Source organism: Campylobacter sp. MG1, from assembly GCF_026616895.1.
Lineage (GTDB): Bacteria > Campylobacterota > Campylobacteria > Campylobacterales > Campylobacteraceae > Campylobacter_E.
Window position 1 is genome coordinate 14,617 of the sequence record NZ_JANYME010000002.1, and the last position, 23,301, is coordinate 37,917.

The 23,301-nt window shown below is 26.2% G+C and carries 23 protein-coding genes; 3 read left to right on the forward strand and 20 right to left on the reverse strand.

The window, feature by feature from the left end; translation table 11 throughout:
- Positions 1 to 21 precede the first annotated feature (21 nt).
- From NY022_RS01495 to NY022_RS01535, 9 genes are read right to left on the reverse strand one after another with little or no spacing between them, the layout of a single operon-like run.
- On the reverse strand, positions 22 to 801 hold the full coding sequence (locus tag NY022_RS01495; protein ID WP_267523252.1) for a mechanosensitive ion channel family protein: 780 nt from the start codon (positions 799 to 801) through the stop codon (positions 22 to 24).
- A gap of 20 nt (positions 802 to 821) precedes the next feature.
- Positions 822 to 2,342 (reverse strand): YifB family Mg chelatase-like AAA ATPase, encoded by a 1,521-nt coding sequence (locus tag NY022_RS01500; RefSeq protein WP_267523253.1) that lies wholly within the window; start codon positions 2,340 to 2,342, stop codon positions 822 to 824.
- An 11-nt stretch (positions 2,343 to 2,353) separates the two neighbouring features.
- On the reverse strand, positions 2,354 to 3,241 hold the full coding sequence (gene thrB, locus NY022_RS01505; protein WP_267523254.1) for a homoserine kinase: 888 nt from the start codon (positions 3,239 to 3,241) through the stop codon (positions 2,354 to 2,356).
- 9 nt (positions 3,242 to 3,250) lie between these two features.
- Positions 3,251 to 3,667, reverse strand: coding sequence for a tRNA threonylcarbamoyladenosine biosynthesis protein TsaB (locus tag NY022_RS01510; RefSeq protein ID WP_267523255.1), 417 nt, complete (start codon positions 3,665 to 3,667; stop codon positions 3,251 to 3,253).
- 8 nt (positions 3,668 to 3,675) lie between these two features.
- Positions 3,676 to 4,569 carry a UDP-3-O-acyl-N-acetylglucosamine deacetylase gene (gene lpxC, locus NY022_RS01515; protein WP_267523256.1) on the reverse strand — a complete coding sequence of 298 codons (894 nt, stop codon included), beginning with the start codon at positions 4,567 to 4,569 and terminating at the stop codon, positions 3,676 to 3,678.
- 9 nt (positions 4,570 to 4,578) lie between these two features.
- On the reverse strand, positions 4,579 to 5,934 hold the full coding sequence (locus NY022_RS01520) for a M23 family metallopeptidase (protein WP_267523257.1): 1,356 nt from the start codon (positions 5,932 to 5,934) through the stop codon (positions 4,579 to 4,581).
- Between the two features lie 9 nt (positions 5,935 to 5,943).
- Positions 5,944 to 6,675, reverse strand: coding sequence for a hypothetical protein (locus NY022_RS01525; protein WP_267523258.1), 732 nt, complete (start codon positions 6,673 to 6,675; stop codon positions 5,944 to 5,946).
- Entirely contained in the window at positions 6,672 to 6,911 is a 240-nt protein-coding gene (locus NY022_RS01530; protein WP_267523259.1) for a FliM/FliN family flagellar motor switch protein, read from the reverse strand. Before NY022_RS01530 ends, NY022_RS01525 begins: the two co-directional genes overlap by 4 nt.
- Positions 6,904 to 7,314 carry a hypothetical protein gene (locus NY022_RS01535; protein ID WP_267523260.1) on the reverse strand — a complete coding sequence of 137 codons (411 nt, stop codon included), beginning with the start codon at positions 7,312 to 7,314 and terminating at the stop codon, positions 6,904 to 6,906. The genes NY022_RS01530 and NY022_RS01535 overlap by 8 nt, the downstream gene beginning before the upstream one ends.
- 85 nt (positions 7,315 to 7,399) lie before the next feature.
- On the opposite strand from NY022_RS01535, the gene NY022_RS01540 reads away from it, so the two are divergent.
- Positions 7,400 to 8,182 (forward strand): sulfite exporter TauE/SafE family protein, encoded by a 783-nt coding sequence (locus NY022_RS01540; protein ID WP_214118121.1) that lies wholly within the window; start codon positions 7,400 to 7,402, stop codon positions 8,180 to 8,182.
- On the forward strand, positions 8,175 to 10,970 hold the full coding sequence (gene uvrA / locus NY022_RS01545; RefSeq protein ID WP_267523261.1) for an excinuclease ABC subunit UvrA: 2,796 nt from the start codon (positions 8,175 to 8,177) through the stop codon (positions 10,968 to 10,970). The genes NY022_RS01540 and uvrA overlap by 8 nt, the downstream gene beginning before the upstream one ends.
- A gap of 197 nt (positions 10,971 to 11,167) precedes the next feature.
- On the opposite strand, the gene NY022_RS01550 is transcribed toward uvrA, so the two are convergent.
- The 8 genes from NY022_RS01550 to NY022_RS01585 are packed head-to-tail and all read right to left on the reverse strand — an operon-like array spanning position 11,168 to position 18,757.
- Positions 11,168 to 11,479, reverse strand: coding sequence for a thiamine-binding protein (locus tag NY022_RS01550; protein ID WP_267523262.1), 312 nt, complete (start codon positions 11,477 to 11,479; stop codon positions 11,168 to 11,170).
- 10 nt (positions 11,480 to 11,489) lie between these two features.
- Positions 11,490 to 12,137 carry a nitroreductase family protein gene (locus NY022_RS01555; protein ID WP_267523263.1) on the reverse strand — a complete coding sequence of 216 codons (648 nt, stop codon included), beginning with the start codon at positions 12,135 to 12,137 and terminating at the stop codon, positions 11,490 to 11,492.
- Positions 12,127 to 12,726, reverse strand: a complete 600-nt coding sequence (locus NY022_RS01560) for a LysE family transporter (RefSeq protein WP_267523264.1) — start codon at positions 12,724 to 12,726, stop codon at positions 12,127 to 12,129. The genes NY022_RS01555 and NY022_RS01560 overlap by 11 nt, the downstream gene beginning before the upstream one ends.
- Positions 12,719 to 14,815: a polyribonucleotide nucleotidyltransferase gene (locus NY022_RS01565; RefSeq protein WP_267523265.1), complete on the reverse strand. Its 2,097-nt coding sequence runs from the start codon at positions 14,813 to 14,815 to the stop codon at positions 12,719 to 12,721. The genes NY022_RS01560 and NY022_RS01565 overlap by 8 nt, the downstream gene beginning before the upstream one ends.
- On the reverse strand, positions 14,799 to 15,476 hold the full coding sequence (locus NY022_RS01570) for a phosphoribosyltransferase family protein (protein WP_267523266.1): 678 nt from the start codon (positions 15,474 to 15,476) through the stop codon (positions 14,799 to 14,801). Before NY022_RS01570 ends, NY022_RS01565 begins: the two co-directional genes overlap by 17 nt.
- Positions 15,466 to 17,499 (reverse strand): LPS-assembly protein LptD, encoded by a 2,034-nt coding sequence (locus NY022_RS01575; protein ID WP_267523267.1) that lies wholly within the window; start codon positions 17,497 to 17,499, stop codon positions 15,466 to 15,468. Before NY022_RS01575 ends, NY022_RS01570 begins: the two co-directional genes overlap by 11 nt.
- Positions 17,492 to 17,962 (reverse strand): RDD family protein, encoded by a 471-nt coding sequence (locus NY022_RS01580; protein ID WP_267523268.1) that lies wholly within the window; start codon positions 17,960 to 17,962, stop codon positions 17,492 to 17,494. Before NY022_RS01580 ends, NY022_RS01575 begins: the two co-directional genes overlap by 8 nt.
- A gap of 57 nt (positions 17,963 to 18,019) precedes the next feature.
- Positions 18,020 to 18,757: a pyrroline-5-carboxylate reductase dimerization domain-containing protein gene (locus NY022_RS01585; RefSeq protein ID WP_267523269.1), complete on the reverse strand. Its 738-nt coding sequence runs from the start codon at positions 18,755 to 18,757 to the stop codon at positions 18,020 to 18,022.
- A 149-nt stretch (positions 18,758 to 18,906) separates the two neighbouring features.
- Between NY022_RS01585 and bamD the strand changes: the two genes are divergently transcribed.
- Positions 18,907 to 19,569: an outer membrane protein assembly factor BamD gene (bamD, locus tag NY022_RS01590; protein ID WP_267523270.1), complete on the forward strand. Its 663-nt coding sequence runs from the start codon at positions 18,907 to 18,909 to the stop codon at positions 19,567 to 19,569.
- Positions 19,570 to 19,821: 252 nt separating this feature from the next.
- Here the strand turns inward: bamD and mnmE are convergent, their stop codons facing one another.
- Genes mnmE through yidC form a run of 3 tightly spaced genes read right to left on the reverse strand, consistent with a single transcriptional unit; the run spans position 19,822 to position 23,298 of the window.
- The gene (gene mnmE, locus NY022_RS01595; RefSeq protein ID WP_267523271.1) at positions 19,822 to 21,147 is read right to left on the reverse strand and encodes a tRNA uridine-5-carboxymethylaminomethyl(34) synthesis GTPase MnmE; all 1,326 of its coding nucleotides are present in this window, start codon (positions 21,145 to 21,147) and stop codon (positions 19,822 to 19,824) included.
- Complete coding sequence (locus tag NY022_RS01600) at positions 21,147 to 21,773, reverse strand: protein jag (protein ID WP_267523272.1); 627 nt, start codon at positions 21,771 to 21,773, stop codon at positions 21,147 to 21,149. The genes mnmE and NY022_RS01600 overlap by 1 nt, the downstream gene beginning before the upstream one ends.
- Positions 21,760 to 23,298 (reverse strand): membrane protein insertase YidC, encoded by a 1,539-nt coding sequence (gene yidC / locus NY022_RS01605; RefSeq protein WP_420707971.1) that lies wholly within the window; start codon positions 23,296 to 23,298, stop codon positions 21,760 to 21,762. Before yidC ends, NY022_RS01600 begins: the two co-directional genes overlap by 14 nt.
- Between the last annotated feature and the right edge of the window lie 3 nt (positions 23,299 to 23,301).

The following is a 23,301-nucleotide window of genomic DNA, read 5'->3' on the forward strand; positions in this document are numbered from 1 at the left end:
ATTACTCTTTTTAATTCTAAATTATTTACAAAGCAATGCTTCGTTAATTTGCATTAAAGCTCTATCATAGTTTATATTTTCAACCCATATTTGAATACTAATTTCTATATCAGCATCATTAATGTTTTTTACTCCGATAAAAATAGCTGGTTCTTTTAAAACTAAATCACAATTATTTAAAATGTTTAATAATTCTTTTCTACTCTCGCATAATTCTTGTGGTTTAATAATTTTTGACAAATCAATCCTTCTAATTTTTTCACGAGAATAATTATAAATATTATCGCTTACAACCTTTGAATTTGGCACTATTATATTTATATTATCATTAGTTCTAAGAGTAGTAGAAAACAAACTAATATTACTAACAAAACCCTCTCCAGCCCCTAATTTAACATATTCTTTTAATTTAAAAGGTCTAAAAATTACGAGTAAAACTCCAGCTGCAATATTTGATAGTGTTTCTTTAAAAGCAAATGATATAGCAAATGATGTCGCTGTAAATAAAGCTACAAAAGATGTAGTATTTACACCTAAATTATTAAGCATAGCTAATATCCCAAATACTAAAATAGTTATTTTTATTAACTTAACTAAAAATATAACTAATGTTTCATCAATTCTAGCCTTTGTTAATGCTATATCTAATGCTTTTCCAACTATTTTCATAATAATAAAAGCAATTAAAAGAATAATCAAAGAACCTAAAATTTTAAAACCATATGTTACAAATAATGTTTGATAATCAAAACTATTTATTGGAGTATCAATCATTTTATTTAAGACACTTTTTTCTTCCATAAATTTCCTTAAAACATAAATTATCTTTTTCTATATCTAAAAGAAAGCGCTATTTTAATATCCTTGCTATTTATAATAATTCTTTCATCAAAATCAGCAATACTCCTAGCTACTTTTAAAACCTTATTAGTAGCTCTTGCACTAAGCTCATAAGTGCTTATGGCTTTATTTAAAATGTTTTTTGCGTCATCATCTAAAATACAAAATTTTTTAATATCTTCATCACTTAATTTTCCATTAAATTCATCTTGCTTTCTTATAGATTTTTGAAAAATAAATGCTTTTAAAATATCATTAGCTAATTCTTCGCTTGAGTATAAAGCTGTAGCATTAGAACCAACCTCATCCATAGCTACATATAAATCAATTCTATCATAAATAGGCTGAGAAATTTTGTTCTTATATCTTATAATATCTCTTTCATAACAAGTACAAGTTTGTTCTTTTTTGAATAAATTTCCACAAGGGCAAGGATTAAGTGCTGATATAAATAAAAATTTAGTTTTATATGTAGTTTTTGAATTTACCCTAGAGATATTTATTTTATTATCTTCTAATGGCTCTCTTAAACTTTCTATAATTTTTTTATCAAAATATGCAAATTCATCAAAAAACAAAACGCCATTATTAGCAAGTCCTAACTCACCTATCTTTGCATTTTGTGTCCCTCCACCTAAAATTGAGCTGATTGTACTAGAACGATGGGGAGAACGAAAAGGTCTTTGTGGTGTAAAATCAAGACTATCTTTATTAAAGCTTTTATAAGCATTAGTTTCTAAAATTTCATCAATACTAAGTGGTGGCATAATATAACTAATCCGCTTAGCACACATACTTTTACCACTTCCAGGTGAGCCTTCTAGCATTAAATTATGCATTCCAAGTGCGGCTATTTTACACGCTAAAATAGCTTGATTTTGACCTTTAATATCTTTAAAATCAAATGGATAGTTTGTGTTTTTGATATAAGTTTTATCATTAATTTTTAATAAATTTAAAAATATACTCTCATCATAATGAATTCTAAATTTATCTTTATTACTACTTTTAAAAAATTCTATAGCTTCATCTAAATTATTTACTGCGTAACATTCTAAATTATATATCAAACTAGCTTGTTTGCTTAATTCTTTAGGTATCAATACCTTTGAATTAGGCTTAAAACTCGCTAAAAACAATAAAATAGAAAACATAATAGCTGTGCTTTTTACACTTTTATCAAGTCCTAATTCACCGAATACAAAAAAATCATTATCAATATTTTCATCATTATAAAAATATATAAGCAAAGCTATTGCTAAATCAAAATATGAGCCATTTTTTGGAGTATCTGATGGACTTAAATTTATAGTAATTTTCTTAGGTGGTAAAGAAAAATCATCTAAATTTGCAAAAGCTGCTTTAATCCTATCAACACTTTCTTTTATGCTAGTGCTAGGTAATCCAACTATGCTAAAAGCTGGTAAGCCTTTAGTAATCATAGCCTCTATATTAATTTCATAAAGTTTATCTATAAAAATAGCTGATTTTATTGAATTCAAAAACCACCTTCTTATAAAATTTCAAAACCTGTATTATTAAAATCTAATGTCAAAACTCTCATATCTTTAAAATTATCACTTAAAATTTTATTTAACTTATTAGCGTCATCGTTATAGCAAAGATTAAAAAAAGTTGAGCCTGAACCACTTAAGTTACTCATCAATGCACCATTTTTAATAGCTAATTCTTGAACCTTAAAAAGTTCTGGGATAGCCATCATACGACCTCTTTCATGTAGTCTATCCTTAGCGGCTACTTTTAGCATATCATAATTTTTACTCATAAAAGCTGCTGTTGTTAAAGAACTATGAGCTATATTAAAACAAGAATCTTCTAAACTAAGTTTGGTTGGTAAGGCCTTACGACTAGCATTTGTTGATATTGCTTTATTAGGGATACAAACTACAGCTTTTATAGAATCTGAAATTGTTGTTCTAATGTAATTTACTTTTAAATTTTCAACCAAAGAACATACAAAACCACCTAAAACAGCTGGACTAATATTATCAGGATGATTTTCGTAATCTAAAGCTTGATTTAAAATCATATTTTTATTAATACTTAAACCTGCAAAATAATAAGCACTTGCTATAGCTGCAACTATTATTGAACTAGAACTACCTAATCCTCTACTCAATGGGATATTATTAACAAATGAAAAACTAAAATTGTCTTTCTTACCAGTTAATTTATAATAAGTTTCATTAAAAATTATTATAAACAAATTATGCTTTTTTAAATAAATATTATCATCACCCTCGCCCTTAATACTAACCCTAAAAAATGAATTTTTTTTAATAATTGTCTCATTATAAAAATTTAAAGCTAAACCTAAACAATCAAATCCTGCACCTAAATTTGCACTTGTAGCTGGGCTAATAATTTTTAATTCTTTCATATTTATCTCCTAAATAGCAGGTAAAAAATAATTTGGCAAATTACTTTCTAAGAATTTGAAATTATACTCATTTGGTATAAAAAACTCATCTTTAAAATTATCATTTTTAATTAATTTGATTTTATCATCAGCAAGGGTAAAATATAAGTTATTGTTAGCTTTTATTAAATTATTCTTTGTAAATGTAAAACCACTAATTGCTTTTAATGGTATGTTTTTAACAAGGGCAATTGTGCTTAAAAATACATAAACAATTTTTAAAGACATATATGAGCCTGGTCCATTAGCGTAGGCTAATTCGCTAAAATTATATTTATTTAATAGTTCTTGCATAATTTTTGGCAAATCTTCACTGGTTTTATTTATGATTTTGATTTCTTCTTTTAACAAATTATTACCATCATATATTCCAATGAGATTTGCCATAGGCACTACTAAAAGTTTAATGTGAATGCCTTTAATAAATCTTTGTTTGTATCATCACTAAGAGTTACTAATTCATAAGAATTTGGATTGTTTAGCAATTCAATAGTTAGTTTATGATTTAAATCATGGCTACTTGCGTAAGCTTTATAGTTAGCAAAAGTTGCTTTACCTAACATATATAAATCACCAATCGCATCAAGGATTTTATGTCTTACAAATTCATTACTAAATCTTAATCCTTCAGGATTTAATATGCCATTATCATCTAAAACAACAGCGTTTTCTAAACTACCACCTAATGCTAATCCTTTTGATTTTAAATACTCAACATCTTTTAAAAACCCAAAAGTCCTAGCACTTGCAATTTCATTTATGAAATTTTGTTTATTAGCCTTGTAAATATAGTTTTGAGTATTAATTGATGGGTGCTTAAAGTTTATAGTAAAATCATAAGTAGGAGCATTTGTAGGACTAAGACTTGCAAATTTATCTCCTTCTTGAATTTTTATTTCTTTTTTAACAACAAATATTTGTTTTTTAGCGTCAAGTTGTTTAATACCTGCTTCATCAAGCATAGCACAAAAACCAGCCGCTGAACCATCTAAAACAGGTGCTTCATTTGCATCAATACTTATTAATAAATTATCAATTCCATAAGAGCTAACAGCACTCATTAAATGCTCAATTGTAGATATATAACCATCTTTATCTCCAATTACCGTAGCCATTTGAGTATTGATTACGCTTTTATAATTTGCTTCGTAAAATTTATTAATATCTGTTCTATGAAATACCACTCCACTATTAGCACCTAGTGGGCTAAATTTTATCTTAATAGCACTACCTTTATGTAGTCCAATTCCAACATTTGAAACTACTTTTGCAATCGTTGTTTGCAACATTTTCATTCCTTATTTTTTATTTATTATATCTTTTGCTTTATTTATTATAGCAAAAATATTGTCATTCATCCATTTAGAATCCATCCACTCTTCAGGTCTTACCTCAACGCCTTGAACTAAAACACCAAAATGCAAATGGTCTCCTAATGCTAAACCACTAGTTCCTGTATTAGCTATTATCGTATTAGACTTTAATTCATCACCTAATTCTACATTCTTCTTAGAACAATGTCCATATAAAGTATAAAGTCCTAAACCATGATCAATTATTAAATTTAACCCATAAATTCCATTATCTTGTGCGAATACTACTTTACCATCATTGCTTAATACTATAGGCGCCATTTTTGTGCTAGCTAAATCAAGTCCCATATGATAGCTTTCACTAATTTGATTTCCATCATATTTATAATATCTATGATCACCAAAATCAGCAACCTTCATACCATTTTTTAATGGAGAAAACGGAGTTAAATAAAAATCACTAATAATTTCATCTGTTAAATTATTAGTAGCTTTATGAATTAAATTTTCATTTTTCTTTCTAAGAGTTGCATTTACATAATCAAAAATTAAAGCATTATCATTTAAATTCTCTTCTGCATTAATTTCATATAAATCTTTAATCTTTCCATTAATAAAATTATCATTAACGCTTATAGTAGATTCTCTATATGCTTTATTTTTAATATAATATGGAATTTTTTCTTTAACTATATTATTAGCCTTATCATTAGCAATTATTCTAGCACTAAAATCATTATCTCTTATATCCCACGCAATAAGTGCTATATAATAATTATCTTTTAAAAATGGTATAGCTTTAAATACACGAGAATTTACATCTATATATAATTCACTTAAATTTTCATCATGCACATAAAAAACAACACTAGCAGCACCACCTTTAGTAATACTATATGAATTAGCTAAAATACTTACTTGTGGTCTAGTATTATCAATAACTACGCTAACAACTTTTTCAGTAGTATTACCCATAAACCAATTCCAAAAACTACTATCTTTAGCTTTTATATAAAGAGTATATTTGCTTATATTTTCCCCAAATTTAGGTTTTGGTAATTCTATTGTGACATTAACTAAATTAGTATTTACATTTTGATTTAATAAAATATTTTTATTAGGTTCATTATTTTTAGAATACTCAACTAAAATATTACTTAAATTTAAATTATCATTTACTTCAAAAACTATCTTATCTCTAGTATTCCAATAAATAGTATCATTTATATTTACATTCGGAGAAATTCTTTCAAATAAATTTGAAAACGCAATAAAACCAAATATTATTACAAAAATAATAAATAACAAAAATACTGTTATTTTCCCTCTTCCCCTTCTCAACTTTTCTCCTTATAACTTGCTAATCTTTTCTTTATATGAGTTTAACGCATTTTCTTTAATATAATTCATTTTAAAACAATCTATATAACTATTTTTTTCACTATCATTTAAATTAATATTATTTTCTCCGATAATAAATTTATATATCATCTTATCATACGAAACCACTATAAATTTATTATATTTATCTAAATTTTTATAAGATATTATTTTAATCCTATTAGTATTTAAATTAAATGTTTTTGATATTATATTTTGCAATTCGGCATATTTTTTTTTCTTATACCTAATTACAAAAAATAACAAAACTACGATAGCAATAAAAGCAAAAAAATAATCAAAATAAGATTTTTCATTACTTATATTAGAATTTACAACTAAATTTTCTGGAACTAATCTAATTTTTAATTCAAAATTTTGATTATTATTGTCTAAAAAAACTCCTAATTTTTGATTGCTTTCAAATTTAATAACAGTATTAGTATCTAGTAAATACATATACATATCACCAATAAAAGGCAAATTCAAAGGTATTTTACTTGATTCTGATATTAACATATCCTTAAACACTAAAGCCACAAAGTCTTTTTCTTTAAAAACCTTTATATTATTATTTTTATCATAAGGAGAATCTAATTTAAAAATTAAATCAAGTTTATCCTCACTTCTAATTAAACTATAGTCTATAACATTACTTGCAAATAAATTTATACTAAAAATAATAAAAAATATCTTTTTCATATAAACTCATTAGTATAAATTTTATTACACACAATGGCTAAATTATCATCTTTTAAAAACAATTTACCTTTAGCAACTCTAACATTACTTACATATAAATCAGCACCATTATTTAAAGAATTATCTAAATTTATAAAACTATCAATATCTAAATCTAAAAAATTTTCAACACTAATCATTGTACTAGCAACATCTATAAATAAATTTAGTTCAATATCTAAAATTTTATCAATCATAATGCTTCTTAATTAATCCCATAAAAAAATAATTATTATTGACTTTATAACACAACTTATGTTCATAAATTAAACTATAGTCTAACCCTTTATAATCTGGAATTCCAATACTACAATTATCAAAGTCTTTCTTAATAAATCCTACAAGCTGATTAGCAATTTCTTTAGACAAATCACAAATAACTTCATCATCTAAAAATTTATCACCTAATAATACAAACGCTAAATCTTCTAAACATTCATATTGAAAATTTAAATAAAAAGCATATTCAATATTATCTAATTTTAAACAAATATGAGAAACATAAAACCTATTTACATCTACACAATCAATACTTTTTAAATCAAAACCTAAAGTGTGTATAAAAAAATTATCGATAGAATACTTAGTAGCATTAAGCATTAATCTTTCCTTAAATAAGTTTTAATTATTATAAGAAAGAAAAGTGTAAGCTAAGTTAATTAAGATTACGCCTTAGGAGTTTTTTATGATAGAAGAATATACATTACTTACTTATATTATTTTTATTTTAGATGGGCTTTTAGTTGGTTTTACTGCAGGACTTTTTGCAATAGGTGGCGGAACTGCTGTTGTGCCTATTATGACAACTTTTGTTGGGTACTCGCCTAAGATTGCTGTTGGAATTAGCGTTATGCAAATGGTTTTTTCATCTTTTTATAATTCGTATTTAAATTATAAAAAAGGCACATTGCAAGTAAAAAATGCTTTATATCCTGCTTTAGGTGGTTTAGTTGGTGGTTTTAGCGTTGGTTTTATTATGAAATTTGCAAGCAATTTAATGATTGCTTATATTATTTGTTTTTTAATTATTTGGGCTATTGTTAAACTTTATTTTACTCCTGCAAATCCAATTGAACCTGAAAAGAATTCAAAATTATTACAATTTTTCGTAGGTTTAATAATAGGTGCAATTGCTACAAGTGGTGGAATAGGTGGTGGAGCATTACTCACGCCTGCTTTAGTTGCAATTTGTAATTTTAATATTAAAAAAGCTGCTTCATTTAGCGGTCTTTTTGTAGCTTTTGCTGGAAGTGCTGCTTTTGTTTCTATGGCAATTACAAATCATGTTGATTATACTGCTGGTGCAATAATTGCTATTTCAAGTTTGCCTGGAGTTTGGGTTGGTAATTGGCTGTTTCATAAAATTAGCAATAATACGCAAAAAAAACTTTTCATAGGATTTTTATTATTTGTATTGACTTTATCAATAATAGAAGTTCTAAAACAACACGGAGTATTTAATGAATAATGAAATTCAAGTTATAAACGCAAGTGAAAATAACTTAAAAAATATAAACCTAACACTACCTAAAAATAAATTAATAGTTTTTACAGGGCTTAGTGGTAGTGGAAAATCAACTTTAGCTTTTGATACGCTTTATGCAGAAGGACAACGCCGTTATATAGAAAGCCTTAGTGCTTATGCTAGGCAATTTTTAGATAAATTTAGAAAACCAAATGTAGAAAAAATAGAAGGCTTAACCCCTGCTATTGCAATTGATCAAAAATCAACTAGCAAAAACCCACGCTCAACCGTTGGAACAATTACTGAAATATATGATTATTTAAGACTTTTGTATTCAAAAATCGGAGTTCAGCATTGTCATAAATGCGGAGAAAAAATCAATAAAATGGATACAGAAGATATAATAAACGAAATGACAAAATTTAGCGAAAAGGCAATGATTTTAGCTCCTTTAGTAAAAGAAAAAAAAGGCACATTCGCACCACTTCTTGAAAGCCTAAAAGCTCAAGGTTTTATAAATATTTTAATAAACGGCACACTAACACGACTAGATGAGCCAATAGAATTAGCTAAAACTAAAAAGCATACTATTAAATTAGTAGTTGATAGGCTAAGAATTAGTGATGATAATAAAAGTCGTTTAGCTCAAGCTGTTGAAAAAGCTTTAAGTTTAAGTTATGGTGAGTGTGAGTTAGAATTATTAGAAAGTAATAAAAATATTCATTATTCGCTTCATAATGCTTGTTTTAAATGTAAAATTTCATTTAATAAACTTGAGCCTTTAAGCTTTTCATTTAATAGCCCTAAAGGAGCTTGTTCTTTATGTGATGGTTTAGGCATTAGAATGAGTATTGACCAAGAAAAAATCATAAATTATGAAAGAAGCATAGAAGATGGTGCAGTTCGCACTATGATGGGCTTTAATAAAAGTTATTATTCAAAGTTACTTTTAGCATTTTGCGAAGCAGAAAAAATCCCTACAAATAAGCCTTATGAAGAATTAAGTGAATATCAAAAAAAGCTTATTTTATACGGAAGTGCAACAGAATTTAGCTTTTTATGGAATAAACATAATATCAAAAAAACTTTTGATGGAGCTATTAAAATAAGTTATGAAATCTTAAAAGATGATAAAGATTTTAATGAATACATAACAGAAAAAACCTGCCCATCTTGCAAAGGCTTTAGATTAAACGAGCAAAGCTTAGCTGTGTTAGTAAATGGCAAAAGCATAGCTGATGTTATTAGCACACCTATTGAAGAGATTTGCGAATTTTTTAAAATAGAGAATTTTAATAATTTAAATAAGCAAGATTATGAAATATCTTATCCTATTATTAAAGAAATCAATGAAAGATTATTTTTCTTAAATGATGTTGGCTTGGGGTATTTAACACTAGGTAGAGATGCAAGGACAATTAGTGGTGGAGAAGCTCAAAGAATTAGGATTGCTTCTCAAATTGGAAGTGGATTAAGCGGGGTTTTATATGTATTAGATGAGCCTAGCATAGGTCTTCACGAAAGAGATACGCAAAAACTAATAAATACTCTAAAAAGCTTGCAGGCTAAAGGAAATACCCTAATAGTAGTAGAGCACGATAGAAAGACAATTGAGAGTGCTGATGTAATCGTTGAGATTGGACCTAGGGCTGGAACTAGTGGTGGGGAGATTATCTTTAATGGCACTTATAAAGAATTGCTTAAAAGCAAATGCGAAACTGCATTGTATATAAATCGCAAAAAAGACATAGACCTTTATAAGGCTAGAAAGAGTGATGAATATTTAGAATTAAGTGGAATTAATCAAAACAATATAAAGGATTTAAGTGTGAAATTCCCACTTAGGAATTTAGTTTGTGTAACAGGAGTAAGCGGTAGTGGTAAAAGCTCATTAATGTTGCATTCACTTCTACCTATTGCAAGAGCAAATCTAAATAGAGCAAAAGCAGTAATTAATGATATTACATACAAAGGTCTTGATAAATTAGATAAAGTAATTTTCCTAGATCAAAGTCCAATAGGAAAAACTCCAAGAAGCAATCCAGCAACATATACAGGGCTTATGGATGAGATTAGGAATTTATTTGCAAATGTTCCTGAAGCACAGATTAGAGGATATAAAATCGGTCGCTTTAGCTTCAATGTTGCAGGTGGAAGGTGTGAAAAATGTAGCGGAGAAGGTGAGCTTAAAATCTCTATGCACTTTTTACCTGATGTAAATATTACTTGCGATGCTTGTGGGGGTAAAAGATACAACCATCAAACACTAGAGATTAAATATAAAGACAAAAATATAGCTGATGTTTTAGAAATGAGTGTAGCAGAAGCTTATGAGTTTTTTGCAAAACACCCTAAGATTAAGCAAAAATTAAAGACCTTAATGGATGTAGGGCTTGATTATATAACCTTAGGTCAAAACGCTACAACCTTAAGTGGTGGGGAAGCTCAAAGGATAAAAATATCTAAAGAATTAAGTAGAAGTGATACAGGAAATACACTTTATTTACTTGATGAACCAACTACGGGGCTTCATTTTGCAGATACGCAAAAATTAGTAAAAGTGTTGCAGCATTTAGTAGATGCTGGAAATAGTGTTTTTGTAATTGAGCATAATTTGGATTTAATCAAAAACGCTGATTATATTATAGATATGGGTCCTGAAGGCGGTTTTAGGGGTGGTAAGATAATTGCGACAGGTAATCCATTAGAACTTGCTAAAAAATATGCTGATAAAAGCTATACAGCAAAGTTTTTGGCACAAGAATTTAAAGAAATGAAAAAGGAGTTTTGATTTTCAAAACTCTTTAAAATTATTTAAATATTTAAATTTATTTTTAAGAATGCACTAAAGTTTTGCGAAACTTTAAGCAAAGACAAATTTTAATTGCAAGGCTTAGTCTAAAAAATAAAACCACTAAATTAATAATAAATTCAACAAAAAAGTAATTTTTAATAATAATTCATTTAATTATTACAAATATTAACACCTCAAATTTCTTTACTATTACCTTCCTTTAGACGCTTTTTAACCGATTTTACCTTATATTTTAGATTATCATTTCTACTTTTGTGAATGTCAAATTTGGCTACTAAATAAACTCTATCTTTATTAATTAATTTATTTGCTTTATTTAAAATTTTTAAAGCACTTTTTAAATCATCAGTTTCTACGCTAGTTCCCATTGCACCTAATTTGTGTTTTATATTTTTCTTTCTTAAATACTCAATAATTGGTGCTATTTCTTCACTTTTACTATCATCGCTCATAGAAAAAATACAAAAATCCATTGTAACACTCATTTTTTCTCCTTTAAATAAATTTAATTATTTCTTCGTTACTTGCTCTTGTAGTTTTAAAATTATTTACATTATCGCTACTTTTTTTACCTATTGCAATGCCACATATAATTTTGCCTTCAACCCCATTTTCTCTAATGGTATCGCAATATTCAGCAATACTACCTAAAACACAAGTACTAAATCCTAAATATGTAGCCGCATTTAAAAAATTAGCTAGAAAAATACCACAATCTAACAAAGAACCTTCGTTTAAACCATTATCAATATGTAAAATTGCTAGATTTTTAGCATTAAAGAATTTAAAATTCTTATGCCATTGCTCTAGCCTTTTTTCTTTCTCATCTCGCTTTATATTAAGTGCTTCATAAAGCTTAATTCCTGTCTGAAATCTTCTACTCTTATAAGGCTCAAACCAAATATCAGGATATAATTTTATATCTTGGCTTTTAATATTATTTTTTACAGCATTTAATAAATCATCGCTTAATTTAGCAAGGCTTTTACCGCTAAAAAAGCTTAGTTTTGCTGGTTGCATATTTGTTGCACTAGGGCTTAATTTTGCAAGTTCTACTATATTAATTAATTCATCTTTACTTAATTCATAATCAATAAAGTCTCTACAAGAAAATCTATTTTTAAGACATTCTTTAAAATCCATAAAACCTCTTTAAAATAAGCATTACAGCAAAGTATCCTAAAATTATACCTGAAAAAATATTAATACCTTTTAGCACTTTTGCCGAAAATAAATGGGTATATTTATAAACAAAAAATGCAAGACAAAAAATCCAACTAAAAATACATATCATAAGTCCCAAAAACAAAAATAAAGGATTACTACTGGTATCTAATATCGTTGCAACACTTAGCCAAAATGTAATTACATAAGGATTACTCATGTTAATAGCAAGACCTTTAAAATAATTTATTATTATGCTATCTTTCATAATCTTTTCTTTTATTTCTAATTTACTCGTTCCAGCTTTTACCATACAAAAACCCATATAACTTAAAAAAAGGCATCCAAAGATACTTAAAACATCTAAAAAAGTTTCATTTTTAATAAACCCTAATATACCATAATGTAAAAACACTAAGTATAAAAAATCTCCAGTGCAAGCACCTAAACCTAAAGAGTAAGCATTTTTAAAAGATTTAACAGCATAACTAATAATTAAAATATTTATAGGACCAAAAGGAACGCATACTCCTAGCCCTAATAATAATCCTTCAATAAATTCATTCATTACCTAACTCAAGACCTACCTTTCCATCTTTTATCTCGCTTACAACTACATTTACAATATCACCTTCGTTTAAATTTAGACCTTTAATTTTACGAGAATGTAAAAGTCCATCAATGCCGTCTTTAATACTAATGAAAACTCCGAAATTTGTACTTTTCTTAACAACTCCACTAAAAGTATCACCTATATTAAAATCAATTTTTGGACTTGATTTTTTACCTGACTTACCTTTCGGTTTTAAAACTTCATTTAATATATAATCCTTAGCATCGCTTACTAAAAGACCACTAATTTTTACTTCATTTTTATCTCTATCTAAATCTATGCTAACGCCAAATTTATCTATGATTTCTTTAATAGTTTTACCACCTTGACCAATAATTTCTGGAATATCATTAGCACTTACGCTAAATATTTCTAATTTAGGTAAAATTTCTTCATTAATAACAATCTTAGAATTTGCTTCTTCCATTAAATTAAGAATATGAATTCTTCCTTTTCTAGCAGCTTCTAAAGCTTGGGTTAATATTTCAGTGCTAACCCCACCTAATTTTATATCCATTTGCATAGCAGTTATTCCATCAACACTACCTGCTACTTTAAAATCCATATCCCCATCGTGATCTTCTAAGCCCATAATATCAGTTAATACAGCATATTCACTATCTTCAATTATAAGTCCCATAGCAACTCCAGCTACTAGTTTTTTACTAGGCACTGCTGCAGCACGAAGAGCTAATGAGCCACCACAAACACTAGCCATTGAGCTACTTCCATTACTTTCTAATATTTCTGAAACTATTCTAATAGTGTGAGCATAATCTTTACTAACTGAAGAACTTAAAGCTCTTTTTGCTAGATTTCCGTGTCCTAATTCTCTTCTTGAAGGTGCTTTTAAAGGACTTGCTTCGCCTACACAAAAACCAGGAAAATTATAATTAAACATAAATCTTTCATAGGTAGTTGATTTATTATTTAATAATTCAATCGCTTGAGCGTCATTGTCGCTACCTAAAGTACAAACCACTAATGCTTGAGTTTGACCCCTTGTAAATAAACAAGAGCCGTGCGCATTTGGTAAAATATTAGTCAATATACTAATAGGACGAACCTCATCTAAAGCTCTCCCATCAGCTCTTCTTCTTTCTTTTAAGATTTGCTTTCTTACTATATGTTTTTTAATACGATTTAATTCATAATCAAGTTCAGCTTCACTCCAATTATTATTTATAAATTCTTCATCTAAAACAACTTTTTTTGCAATAGCTTTAAGCTCACTTGCTCTTTCGCTTTTAGCCATTTTATTAATTGCAAATTTTATATCTTCTAAATAGTTTTTTTCTAAATATTCATATACTGCTAGATTTTCACTATCAGCTTTGTAATTAAACTCATAAGATTTTTTATATTCTTTAAAAGTATTATAAAAATCATTACTTATATTTAAAATACTACCTTTTGCAAATTCTAAAGCTTGTAATAACTCACTCTCACTCATCTCATTCATTGAATTATTAGTCTCATTTGCTTTCATTTCTATCATTAATAATTCATCTTTAAGACCACTTACAAACAAATCAAGACTTGAAAGTTCTAAAGAATTTAAATCAGGATTTAGAACAAAACCATTTTCATCCTTAGCAACCCTAACCCCAACTGCTGGATATACAATTTCAATATCACTTAAAAATAAAGCTGCACTTGCTGCATAAAGTGCAAGTGGCTGAATATCAACATTTTCTTCAACCGAAAGAAGCATAACAACGATATGAGTTGGATGTAAATAACCCTTAGGAAATAATGGGCGTAATGTTCTATCAATTATTCTTGAAGTTAAAGTCTCATAATCACTTGGTTTTGTTTCTCTTTTCACAAAACCGCCTGGAATTTTACCTGCTGCATAAGTTTTTTCTACATAGCTAACGGTTAATGGTAAAAAATCTTCACTAACACACTCATCTTCTCTAGCAACACTTGCTAACATAACCGTTTTACCACAAGTCATTAAAACACTTGCATTTGCTTGTTTGGCAACTAAATCAAGTTCAAATACTAATTCTTTATCGTTAATCTTAATTATTTTTTTCATTTATCTCCTTTTGATATGGCAAATAATAATTGCTCGTTTCTAAAATCTCACACGCATATTCACTTGATATTTCAAGTGGTTGCTTGTAGTAATAATCTTTATCTATAAAATGTTCTATTTTTTCTAAATAATATACTTTATCAAATAAATCAGTATAATAATCATACGCATCGCATGGCATCAAAGCACTTGCATATTTTATACTCTTTACACCTAAACCGAGCAAACTTTTATGGCATAAATTTAATGTTAAACCACTATTTGACCCTTGGTCTAAAATCAAAATATCTTTTTCCTTTAAATCACTAAGAGGTAATGAGTGCCTATATTTTGCAACCTTACCCATTATAGCTTCATCGTACAAAACTTTACTAATAGACATAATATAATCTTCTTTTATTGAAAACGCTTCAATTAATTCTGATATAAAAACTATATCTTTTGTCTCACTAATTTTTGCTATTTGACATTCATTATTTGGTGCATAAATACTCTTATTAAAAAGCATATCATAATACAAATTTAATTCGTTTGCAATAGTTTCAACAAAAGGAATATTTTTTATGCTATTTCCTATTATTATATGATCTTTTAATTCGTCGCATTCAGCTAAAACTTGACAAAATTCACTAGCTGCTTGGATTGGATTATCAAAAATCATCATCACCTCTATCTAAAGATACATTATATTTTGCACCACCTATAGGATAAAGATTAAATTTCAAATAGATTCCTCTATCTTTCTTAGATTCTATACCTCTTTGTGTTAATTTTGAACTAATATATTCTTTATATTCAATACTGTAATTTATACATTTTCTTTTTAATGTAATTCCAAAAGAATAATTATCAAATTTATTTGATTTTAAGTTATACCAAACCTTAGAATTAAAAATACTATAAGGTAAAAACTCATATTGTACTTTAGCACTTAAAAATTCATCATAGACATTTTTTATTTTTTTATCTTTTTTATTATAAAAATATCCTAAACCTAACCTAAATTTATCATTTTTATAATTACTCTCTGCAAAAAAACTATTTAAATTTTTATCAGTAAAAGAATATTCAACCGTATTATTTAAAGAAAATTCAGGTGTTACATAATATTTAAATTGATTATTCAAAGCATCTATTTTCGTATCTTTAGTTTTTAACGTAAAATTATGCTTAAATTTTTTATCTAATCCTTTATAAACTAATTGTGAAAATTCTATATCAAAACTTAAATCATCATATTCATCAACAACAAAAAATTCATTTTCTTCTTCTTTTTCACCAGTTATAGCTGTTGCTCTAATCCCAAAATTTATATTATGTAAATAATCATCATATTGTTTAAATAAATTTGTAAAAAGTGAAACTGAACTTGAGGTATTAACTATAAAATCATTATTTTTATGATATTCATCATATAAATTAAATTTAACATCTAATTCTTCTTTAACAACCAAATTAACATAATCATTAAATAAACTTTTTTTAAATTCTACAGGAGTATTAAGAACAACCCTATTAAGAGTAGAACCTTCTTTTCTATAATAATTACTATAATTTACATCTACTTTATATGTAATATATTCATCAAATAAAGAATCATAAAATCTATGATATTGCAAACTTGGTAATTCTTGCAAAGTATCATTTTGACTAATTTTTGAAGTATCTTGATAGTGTTTTATATATACACCATAATAATCTTTATTATTACTATAAAAATAATTAGCCTTTGATGTAATAATAGCATCATCATTATTATCTAAAAATGTTGATAAATTTAAAAAATCAACATCATTTAACTTTAAAAAATCTACATACAAACCCTCTTGATTATCAGCATTATCATTAAAAATTTTATCTCTTTCATAATGAAAATTATATCCATAGTGATTATTGTATTTTAAATTTTCTTTAATAGCATATTTTTGAAACTCTTTAAAATACCCAGTTGTAAAATAACCACTAGAATATGGGCTATCTACAAAACGAAAATTTGCATATAATCCATAACCACGATTAGTTCTAATCTGAGGTCTTAACTCTAAATCCATCCTATGATTAATAGCCCAAAAAAATGGCTGTTCATAAAAAAAAGCTTCGCTACTTTTTATAGCTATTTTTGGCACTAAAAAACCGGTTTTTCTACTATCATCGGTATTTATTGTTAAATAAGGCATATAAAATACTGGTACGTCTTTAAATTTAAGCACCATATTGTATAAAGTCAAATCTTTAGTTTTACTATTAAATTTGCCCTTACTAAAATCAATTCTCCAATCTGGATTATCAACATTACAAGAACTTACACTGGCCTTATTAACTATAAATTCATCATTTAAATATTGGCTATCCTTACTTTTTAACCAAATTTCCATAAAAGAATTACTAACAAAAAAATTATCAAAATTTGAACAATTATTATCAAGTTTAATTTTTGCATAAGAAGATATAGAATTTTGTTCTTTGTTCATAACAAAAACATCACCAAATAATTCTAATTCTTTCGTAACCTCATTATAAATACCACTATTTGCTCTAGCAAAATAATCATTTTTATAAAAAACTATCCCATCATTCGCATAAATTAGATTATCTTTTTTTATAAATTCTTTTGAATTTATTTCAACTTGATTTGCATATACTAAAGATAAAAAAGATATTAATATTAAATTTTTTTTAATCATCATTAATCACTACCGATTTACTCATTGTATCAGCTAAATGTCTATTTGTACTATTAAAAAATACTGATAAAAATAAAATACCAAATAATGTTATCTCACAAATTATAAATACTAAAGCTCTATATAAAGATGACTTATAATCTATACTTTTAAAATTATCGATAGAAACAATTTTTGTTTTTGTTATAATATTGCCTAATGTAGCAAATTTCAAGTAAAAAAATAAATATAAATATATAAATTTAATAACTATAAAATACATAGACAATGATGATATAAATTGCGAAATCTGTTCTTCATTCAAACCACTAACAATATCTTTAATATCTGTTGTATTATGTAAAATAACAAATAACAATATGCTTAAAATAATATTATCAATAAAAGTAGCTATTAATCTTTTACCTAAAGAAGCTAATTTCTTATTTTCTTTTTGTAGCTTATCTAATATAAATTCATCCATCAAAATCCCTTAAAAAAACGATGATTATAGCAAATTAAAATTTAATTTTATTTAATCTTAGGTTGCACTTTCTTTAATTGCTTTTATAAAAGCGTTTCTTATACCATATTCTTCTAATTTATTAACACCTTTTATACTTATACCAGCTGGACTACAAACATTTTCTTTAATTATAGCTGGATGATTATTATTGATTAAACTCTCAAAACTACTAAACAAAGCTCTAGTAAGTTCATAAGACTTTTCATTTTTCAATCCTATACTAAGTCCACCATTAGCTATAGCTTCAGCCACAACTGCCAAAAATGCCGGAGCACATCCATTTATAGCGGTTGCTAAATCAATCTCTTTATCACTATCACATTTTATAGCATTGCCTAATGCGTTAATTATACTTAAAGCAATATCTTTTAAACAATTATTTTCATCACTTAAAACATAAGTAGTACATGATTTGTTAAATTCAGCAGCAATATTTGGCATAATTCTGGCATAAAATTTAGCATTCATCACTTTTAAATCATCTAATTTTACTCCTGCACAAGGACTAATAATTATTTTTGCACATTTACCTATAAATTTATTTGCTACTTCTTCTAAATTATAAGGTTTAAAACATAATATACATATTTTGTTTTCAATATCAAAATTATCATAAAGAACATAATTTTTTATATCATCACCCACCCTATTAATATTTCTTAATACAAAACAAACATTAAAATTAAATTTCGTTAAACCTTTTGCAATAGCCTTAGCCATATTTCCATTTCCTAATATATATATATCTTCCATTTTCTATCCTAGTTTAAATTATTATCTATAGTATTATAAATTTATTATTGAAAAATTATTAAAATTTTAATATTAAATGATTAAAGTTTTTATTAGAATTAAGCATTTAACATAAAACCTTATAATCACCACACGAAAAAGGAATTAATATGAAAAAAACTACATTATTTTTGTTTATTTTTATTGTGTTTTTTAGTGCTTGTGCTAAAAACAAAAAAGATATGTTTAGTGATTATAATTTAAGCGATAAAGCTTGGCTTGAAAAAATAATATCAAATATAAAAGATGATGATTTAGAAAAAGCTGATAGCAATTATGTATCACTTTATAGTGAACATATAAATAGTCCTTTGTTAAGTTCTGCTATGCTAATATTATCTAATGCACACGCAGATGCTAAAGAATACTTATTAGCAAATTATTATCTTGATGAATACAATAAATTATATGGAGGTAAAAAAAATAGCGACTGGATTAATTATCTAAAAATTAAAAATAATTTTTATGCATTTAAATTACCTAGAAGAAATCAATATTTAATGCTAGAAACATTAAAATCAATAGAAACATTCAAAGTAGCTTATCCTAATTCTAAGTATCTAGAACACATTAAAACTATAGAAACTAAATTAAACCTAACGCAACACATGCTAGATATTGATATAAGAAATTTATACAAAAGAATGAATCACGATGTAAGTGTAGATATATATAACGAAAAAATTAAAAATAACAATCTAAACGAAATTCAGTTCATAGAGCCAAAATCACCTTGGTATAGAAAAATATTTGAAAGTAGTTACATATTTTAAACTAATTTTATAGTTATAATAATAACTATAAAATTATTATTAAAGCCCCAAACAAGCGTTAAACTTTCAAGGTCTAGAACCTTAAAAAAATTGTGGAAGGAAAGCATTAAAGGCTGCAATTCACAAATTTACATTTGCATCACAGAACACGGTTGCTTAAACTTAATCACTAAATAGAATTTGTTAGACCGAATATTATTAAACTCGCTTTGTCTAGAGCAATATAATTTTACACAAAAAATTTAATACTTATTATTTACCTAAACAAAAATTTGAAAACATAGCATCAAATAAGTCATCACTTGTATTTTGTTTACCAAAAATAGCGAGATTTTTTAAACTTTCATTTAAATAAAAAGCACAAATTTCTAATTCATAAAAATTATCAATAGCTAAGAAAATATTATCACTTGCTTTTAAGAATGCACTAATCAAATCTGTATTTGTAAGCACTAGCTCATTATCAATATATGAATTTAAATAATCTTTAAGTGCGGTTTCTAAATTTTTTATATCACCATTTAATGCTGAAATTTTAATACCTTCTATATCATTATTTTGAACTAAATCAATTTTATTAATAACTATAAAATATTTTTTACCACTATTTTTAATATATTCTAAAATTTGATTTTCTTCATCACTGCATTTTTTTGAACCATCAAAAATAAATAAAACAATATCAGCTTTATCAATAGCCTCATAGCTTCTTTTAATACCCATCTCTTCAATTATATCACTACTTTGTCTAATACCAGCAGTATCAACTAATTTTATAAAATGTCCATGATAATTTAAATATTCTTCAATACTATCTCTTGTAGTTCCTGCAATATCACTAACAATAGCTCTATTAAATGATAACAAAGCATTCAATAACGAACTTTTACCAACATTTGGTTTGCCAACTATAGCTAAATTAAACCCGTCTATTAACCCACGCTTTTTTTGACTTCTTAAAGCAATACTTTCTAATTCTTTTGCATTTTCTCTTAATCTTTGTAAAGCATTATCAAAAATATCGGCTGGTAAATCATCATCAGCATAATCAATTGCTGTTTCAAGATAAGCTAAAGTTTTTATAATCTCATCTTGAGTTTTTATAATTAATTCTTTAAAAGCTCCATCAATATTTTTTGAGATTATTTTTCTAGCACTTTCACTTTTAGCAGCAATTAATTCGTTTATTAAAAGTGCTTTTTCTAAACTCATTTTATTATTTAAACATGCTCTTTTACTAAATTCACCCGCCCTTGCAAATCTAGCTCCTAATTTATTTAAAATCATTAATAAATTTTGTGCATTTGTAAAACCACCATGAATTTGAAATTCAACACAATCTTCACCTGTAAAAGAAAAAGGTGCTTTAAAATAAATTATTAAACCCTCGTCAATAAAAGAATTCTCATAATATAACTTACAAAAATGTGCATATCTTGGATTTAATTCTAATTTATTAGCATTTTTGGCACTTAAAAGTTGCTTAGCAATATCTAGTGCTTCATCACCACTTAATCTAATAATATTAATAGCGCCATTACCACTAGCAGTAGCTAATGCTACTATTGTATTAGCCATTATTTTTTATAATCTCCATAAATAGCTATATAGCGACCTACTGAACTATCTTTAATAACTACATTTTTATGAGAAAATTCTGTTAAAAATTCTTCATAAATTAAATTTAGCAATGATATTTCAAGAGGTCTTGTTTGGGCTTTACCTAATTCCTTAACCTTTGTTCTAACATCATTTAAATGTTTTTCAACATCATTTTTTAAATTAGCTAACACCCCACATATTTCAACCCTAGCATATAATGAATATTTTATATTAATATAATGATTAACGATAATATCTAAAGACTTATATTTATGTGCATCCTTACCTATAATATTTTCATAAGTATCACATATAAACTCTACATTAACACTATTTTCATTAGCTTGAGTAACTAAAATATCATTAATAGAAAAATAATCATTACAAAATAATTCTTTTAATTCAATAACAATATTATCTAGTATTGATTTTGAAATTTGTTTTTTTATATTAACATCTATAATGGCATCTTTTTTAAAAAAACCTAAAAATCCCTTGCTTGGATATTGAATAATTTCATATTCTAACTCCCTTACAGAACAATTAGCATCTTTGCTAGCTTTTATTAATGCATCCTCTAGAGTTTTATCAACGACTCTCATTTTTAGCCTCTTTGTTAGCAAAAATTCTATTTATAAATAATTGCTGAACTAAAGAAAAAGTATTATTAATACACCAATATAAAGTAAGACCTGCTGGGAAATTTATAAAAAATATCACAAATACTAAAGGTAAAAATTTAATAATCTTAGCTTGCGTAGGGTCTTGTATAGTCATAGGTGTTATTATTTGTTGTAAAAACATAGTTGCACCCATGTATATTGGCAAAATATAATAAGGGTCTTGAACTGCTAAGTCATTTATCCATAAAGCCCAAGGAGCTGCTTTAAGCTCGATTGCATTTAATAAAACCCTATAAATAGCAAAAAATATTGGAATTTGAATTAGAATAGGCAAACACCCACCTAATGGATTTGCTTTATGTTTTTTGTAAAGTTCCATCATATGCATTTGCATTTTTTGCGGATTGCCTTTATATTTTTCTTGAATTTCTTTTACTTCTGGTGCTAAAATTTTTAACTTTTGCATAGATACCATACTTTTATAAGTTAATGGGAATAATATAATTCTTATAATAATTGTAAGGACAACAATAGCCCAACCCCAATTTCCTATATGAGAATATAAAAAGCTCAAAAAAGAAAACATAGGCTTAGCAATAAAAGTAAACCATCCATACTCAACTACATTAGTTAATCTTGCATCAACAGACTCTAAAATTTTATGTTCTTTAGGACCTATATACCCATTAAAAGTATCATTGCCTTTAGCTATAATATAACCAACTGATAAATCATTTAAATTTTTTAAAACTACTTTGTAAGGCTTTTCTAAATTATAAAATGCACTTGTGTAATATCTATCAGAAAATGCTGATATTATTACATTTTGTTCACTTTCTTGAACACCTACTTTAATATCGCCATCTTCATAATCTACTTTAGTATCATCATTTTTATATACCATAGCCCCATGAACTGTATAACTATCAGCTATAACATTAGGTCTTTCACCTGGTGTGATAACATAATCTCTATCTTTATTATCGCTAAACATAACTTTTACTTTATAAAAGCCATTATCATCAAATTGAATTATTTTTGTAACTACAACTCCATTTATATCTTTAGTTAAAACTAATTCTTCATTTGCATTAAGCGATGTTTTATTAGCACTAAAAGGTACTTTATTAAATAAGTCATTAAATTCGCTATCATAAAAACTCATGGTAAGTGGGAATAATGATGCATTATTATTTATTAAATTTATACCTTTACTATCATCACTTAAAAATCTTTCATCTTTTAATTCAAAACTTACAATTTCACCCTTATCACTAATATCTGCAACAAAATGACTACTACTAACACTTGCTATAATATTTTCTTTATCTTTACTTTTGATGTCTAATTTTGGATGATTATCAACTAATTGTTTTTCGCTTGTATTTTCAACAGGTTTAGTTACAACTGGTTTTGGAATAAAAAAATCATACGCCATAAAAAATATCAATGACAGCACAACGGCTATTATTATTCTTTTTTGCTGAGACATATTATCAAACATAAT

Excerpts from the sequence above, each read along its gene's own strand:
- NY022_RS01495 (WP_267523252.1), bottom strand. The coding sequence starts at position 801 with ATGGAAGAAAAAAGTGTCTTAAATAAAATGATTGATACTCCAATAAAT.
- thrB (WP_267523254.1), bottom strand. The coding sequence starts at position 3,241 with ATGAAAGAATTAAAAATTATTAGCCCAGCTACAAGTGCAAATTTAGGT.
- NY022_RS01510 (WP_267523255.1), bottom strand. The coding sequence starts at position 3,667 with ATGGCAAATCTCATTGGAATATATGATGGTAATAATTTGTTAAAAGAA.
- lpxC (WP_267523256.1), bottom strand. The coding sequence starts at position 4,569 with ATGTTGCAAACAACGATTGCAAAAGTAGTTTCAAATGTTGGAATTGGA.
- NY022_RS01525 (WP_267523258.1), bottom strand. The coding sequence starts at position 6,675 with ATGAAAAAGATATTTTTTATTATTTTTAGTATAAATTTATTTGCAAGT.
- NY022_RS01530 (WP_267523259.1), bottom strand. The coding sequence starts at position 6,911 with ATGATTGATAAAATTTTAGATATTGAACTAAATTTATTTATAGATGTT.
- NY022_RS01535 (WP_267523260.1), bottom strand. The coding sequence starts at position 7,314 with ATGCTTAATGCTACTAAGTATTCTATCGATAATTTTTTTATACACACT.
- NY022_RS01540 (WP_214118121.1), top strand. The coding sequence starts at position 7,400 with ATGATAGAAGAATATACATTACTTACTTATATTATTTTTATTTTAGAT.
- uvrA (WP_267523261.1), top strand. The coding sequence starts at position 8,175 with ATGAATAATGAAATTCAAGTTATAAACGCAAGTGAAAATAACTTAAAA.
- NY022_RS01550 (WP_267523262.1), bottom strand. The coding sequence starts at position 11,479 with ATGAGTGTTACAATGGATTTTTGTATTTTTTCTATGAGCGATGATAGT.
- NY022_RS01555 (WP_267523263.1), bottom strand. The coding sequence starts at position 12,137 with ATGGATTTTAAAGAATGTCTTAAAAATAGATTTTCTTGTAGAGACTTT.
- NY022_RS01560 (WP_267523264.1), bottom strand. The coding sequence starts at position 12,726 with ATGAATGAATTTATTGAAGGATTATTATTAGGGCTAGGAGTATGCGTT.
- NY022_RS01565 (WP_267523265.1), bottom strand. The coding sequence starts at position 14,815 with ATGAAAAAAATAATTAAGATTAACGATAAAGAATTAGTATTTGAACTT.
- NY022_RS01570 (WP_267523266.1), bottom strand. The coding sequence starts at position 15,476 with ATGATTTTTGATAATCCAATCCAAGCAGCTAGTGAATTTTGTCAAGTT.
- NY022_RS01575 (WP_267523267.1), bottom strand. The coding sequence starts at position 17,499 with ATGATTAAAAAAAATTTAATATTAATATCTTTTTTATCTTTAGTATAT.
- NY022_RS01580 (WP_267523268.1), bottom strand. The coding sequence starts at position 17,962 with ATGGATGAATTTATATTAGATAAGCTACAAAAAGAAAATAAGAAATTA.
- NY022_RS01585 (WP_267523269.1), bottom strand. The coding sequence starts at position 18,757 with ATGGAAGATATATATATATTAGGAAATGGAAATATGGCTAAGGCTATT.
- bamD (WP_267523270.1), top strand. The coding sequence starts at position 18,907 with ATGAAAAAAACTACATTATTTTTGTTTATTTTTATTGTGTTTTTTAGT.
- mnmE (WP_267523271.1), bottom strand. The coding sequence starts at position 21,147 with ATGGCTAATACAATAGTAGCATTAGCTACTGCTAGTGGTAATGGCGCT.
- NY022_RS01600 (WP_267523272.1), bottom strand. The coding sequence starts at position 21,773 with ATGAGAGTCGTTGATAAAACTCTAGAGGATGCATTAATAAAAGCTAGC.
- yidC (WP_420707971.1), bottom strand. The coding sequence starts at position 23,298 with ATGTTTGATAATATGTCTCAGCAAAAAAGAATAATAATAGCCGTTGTG.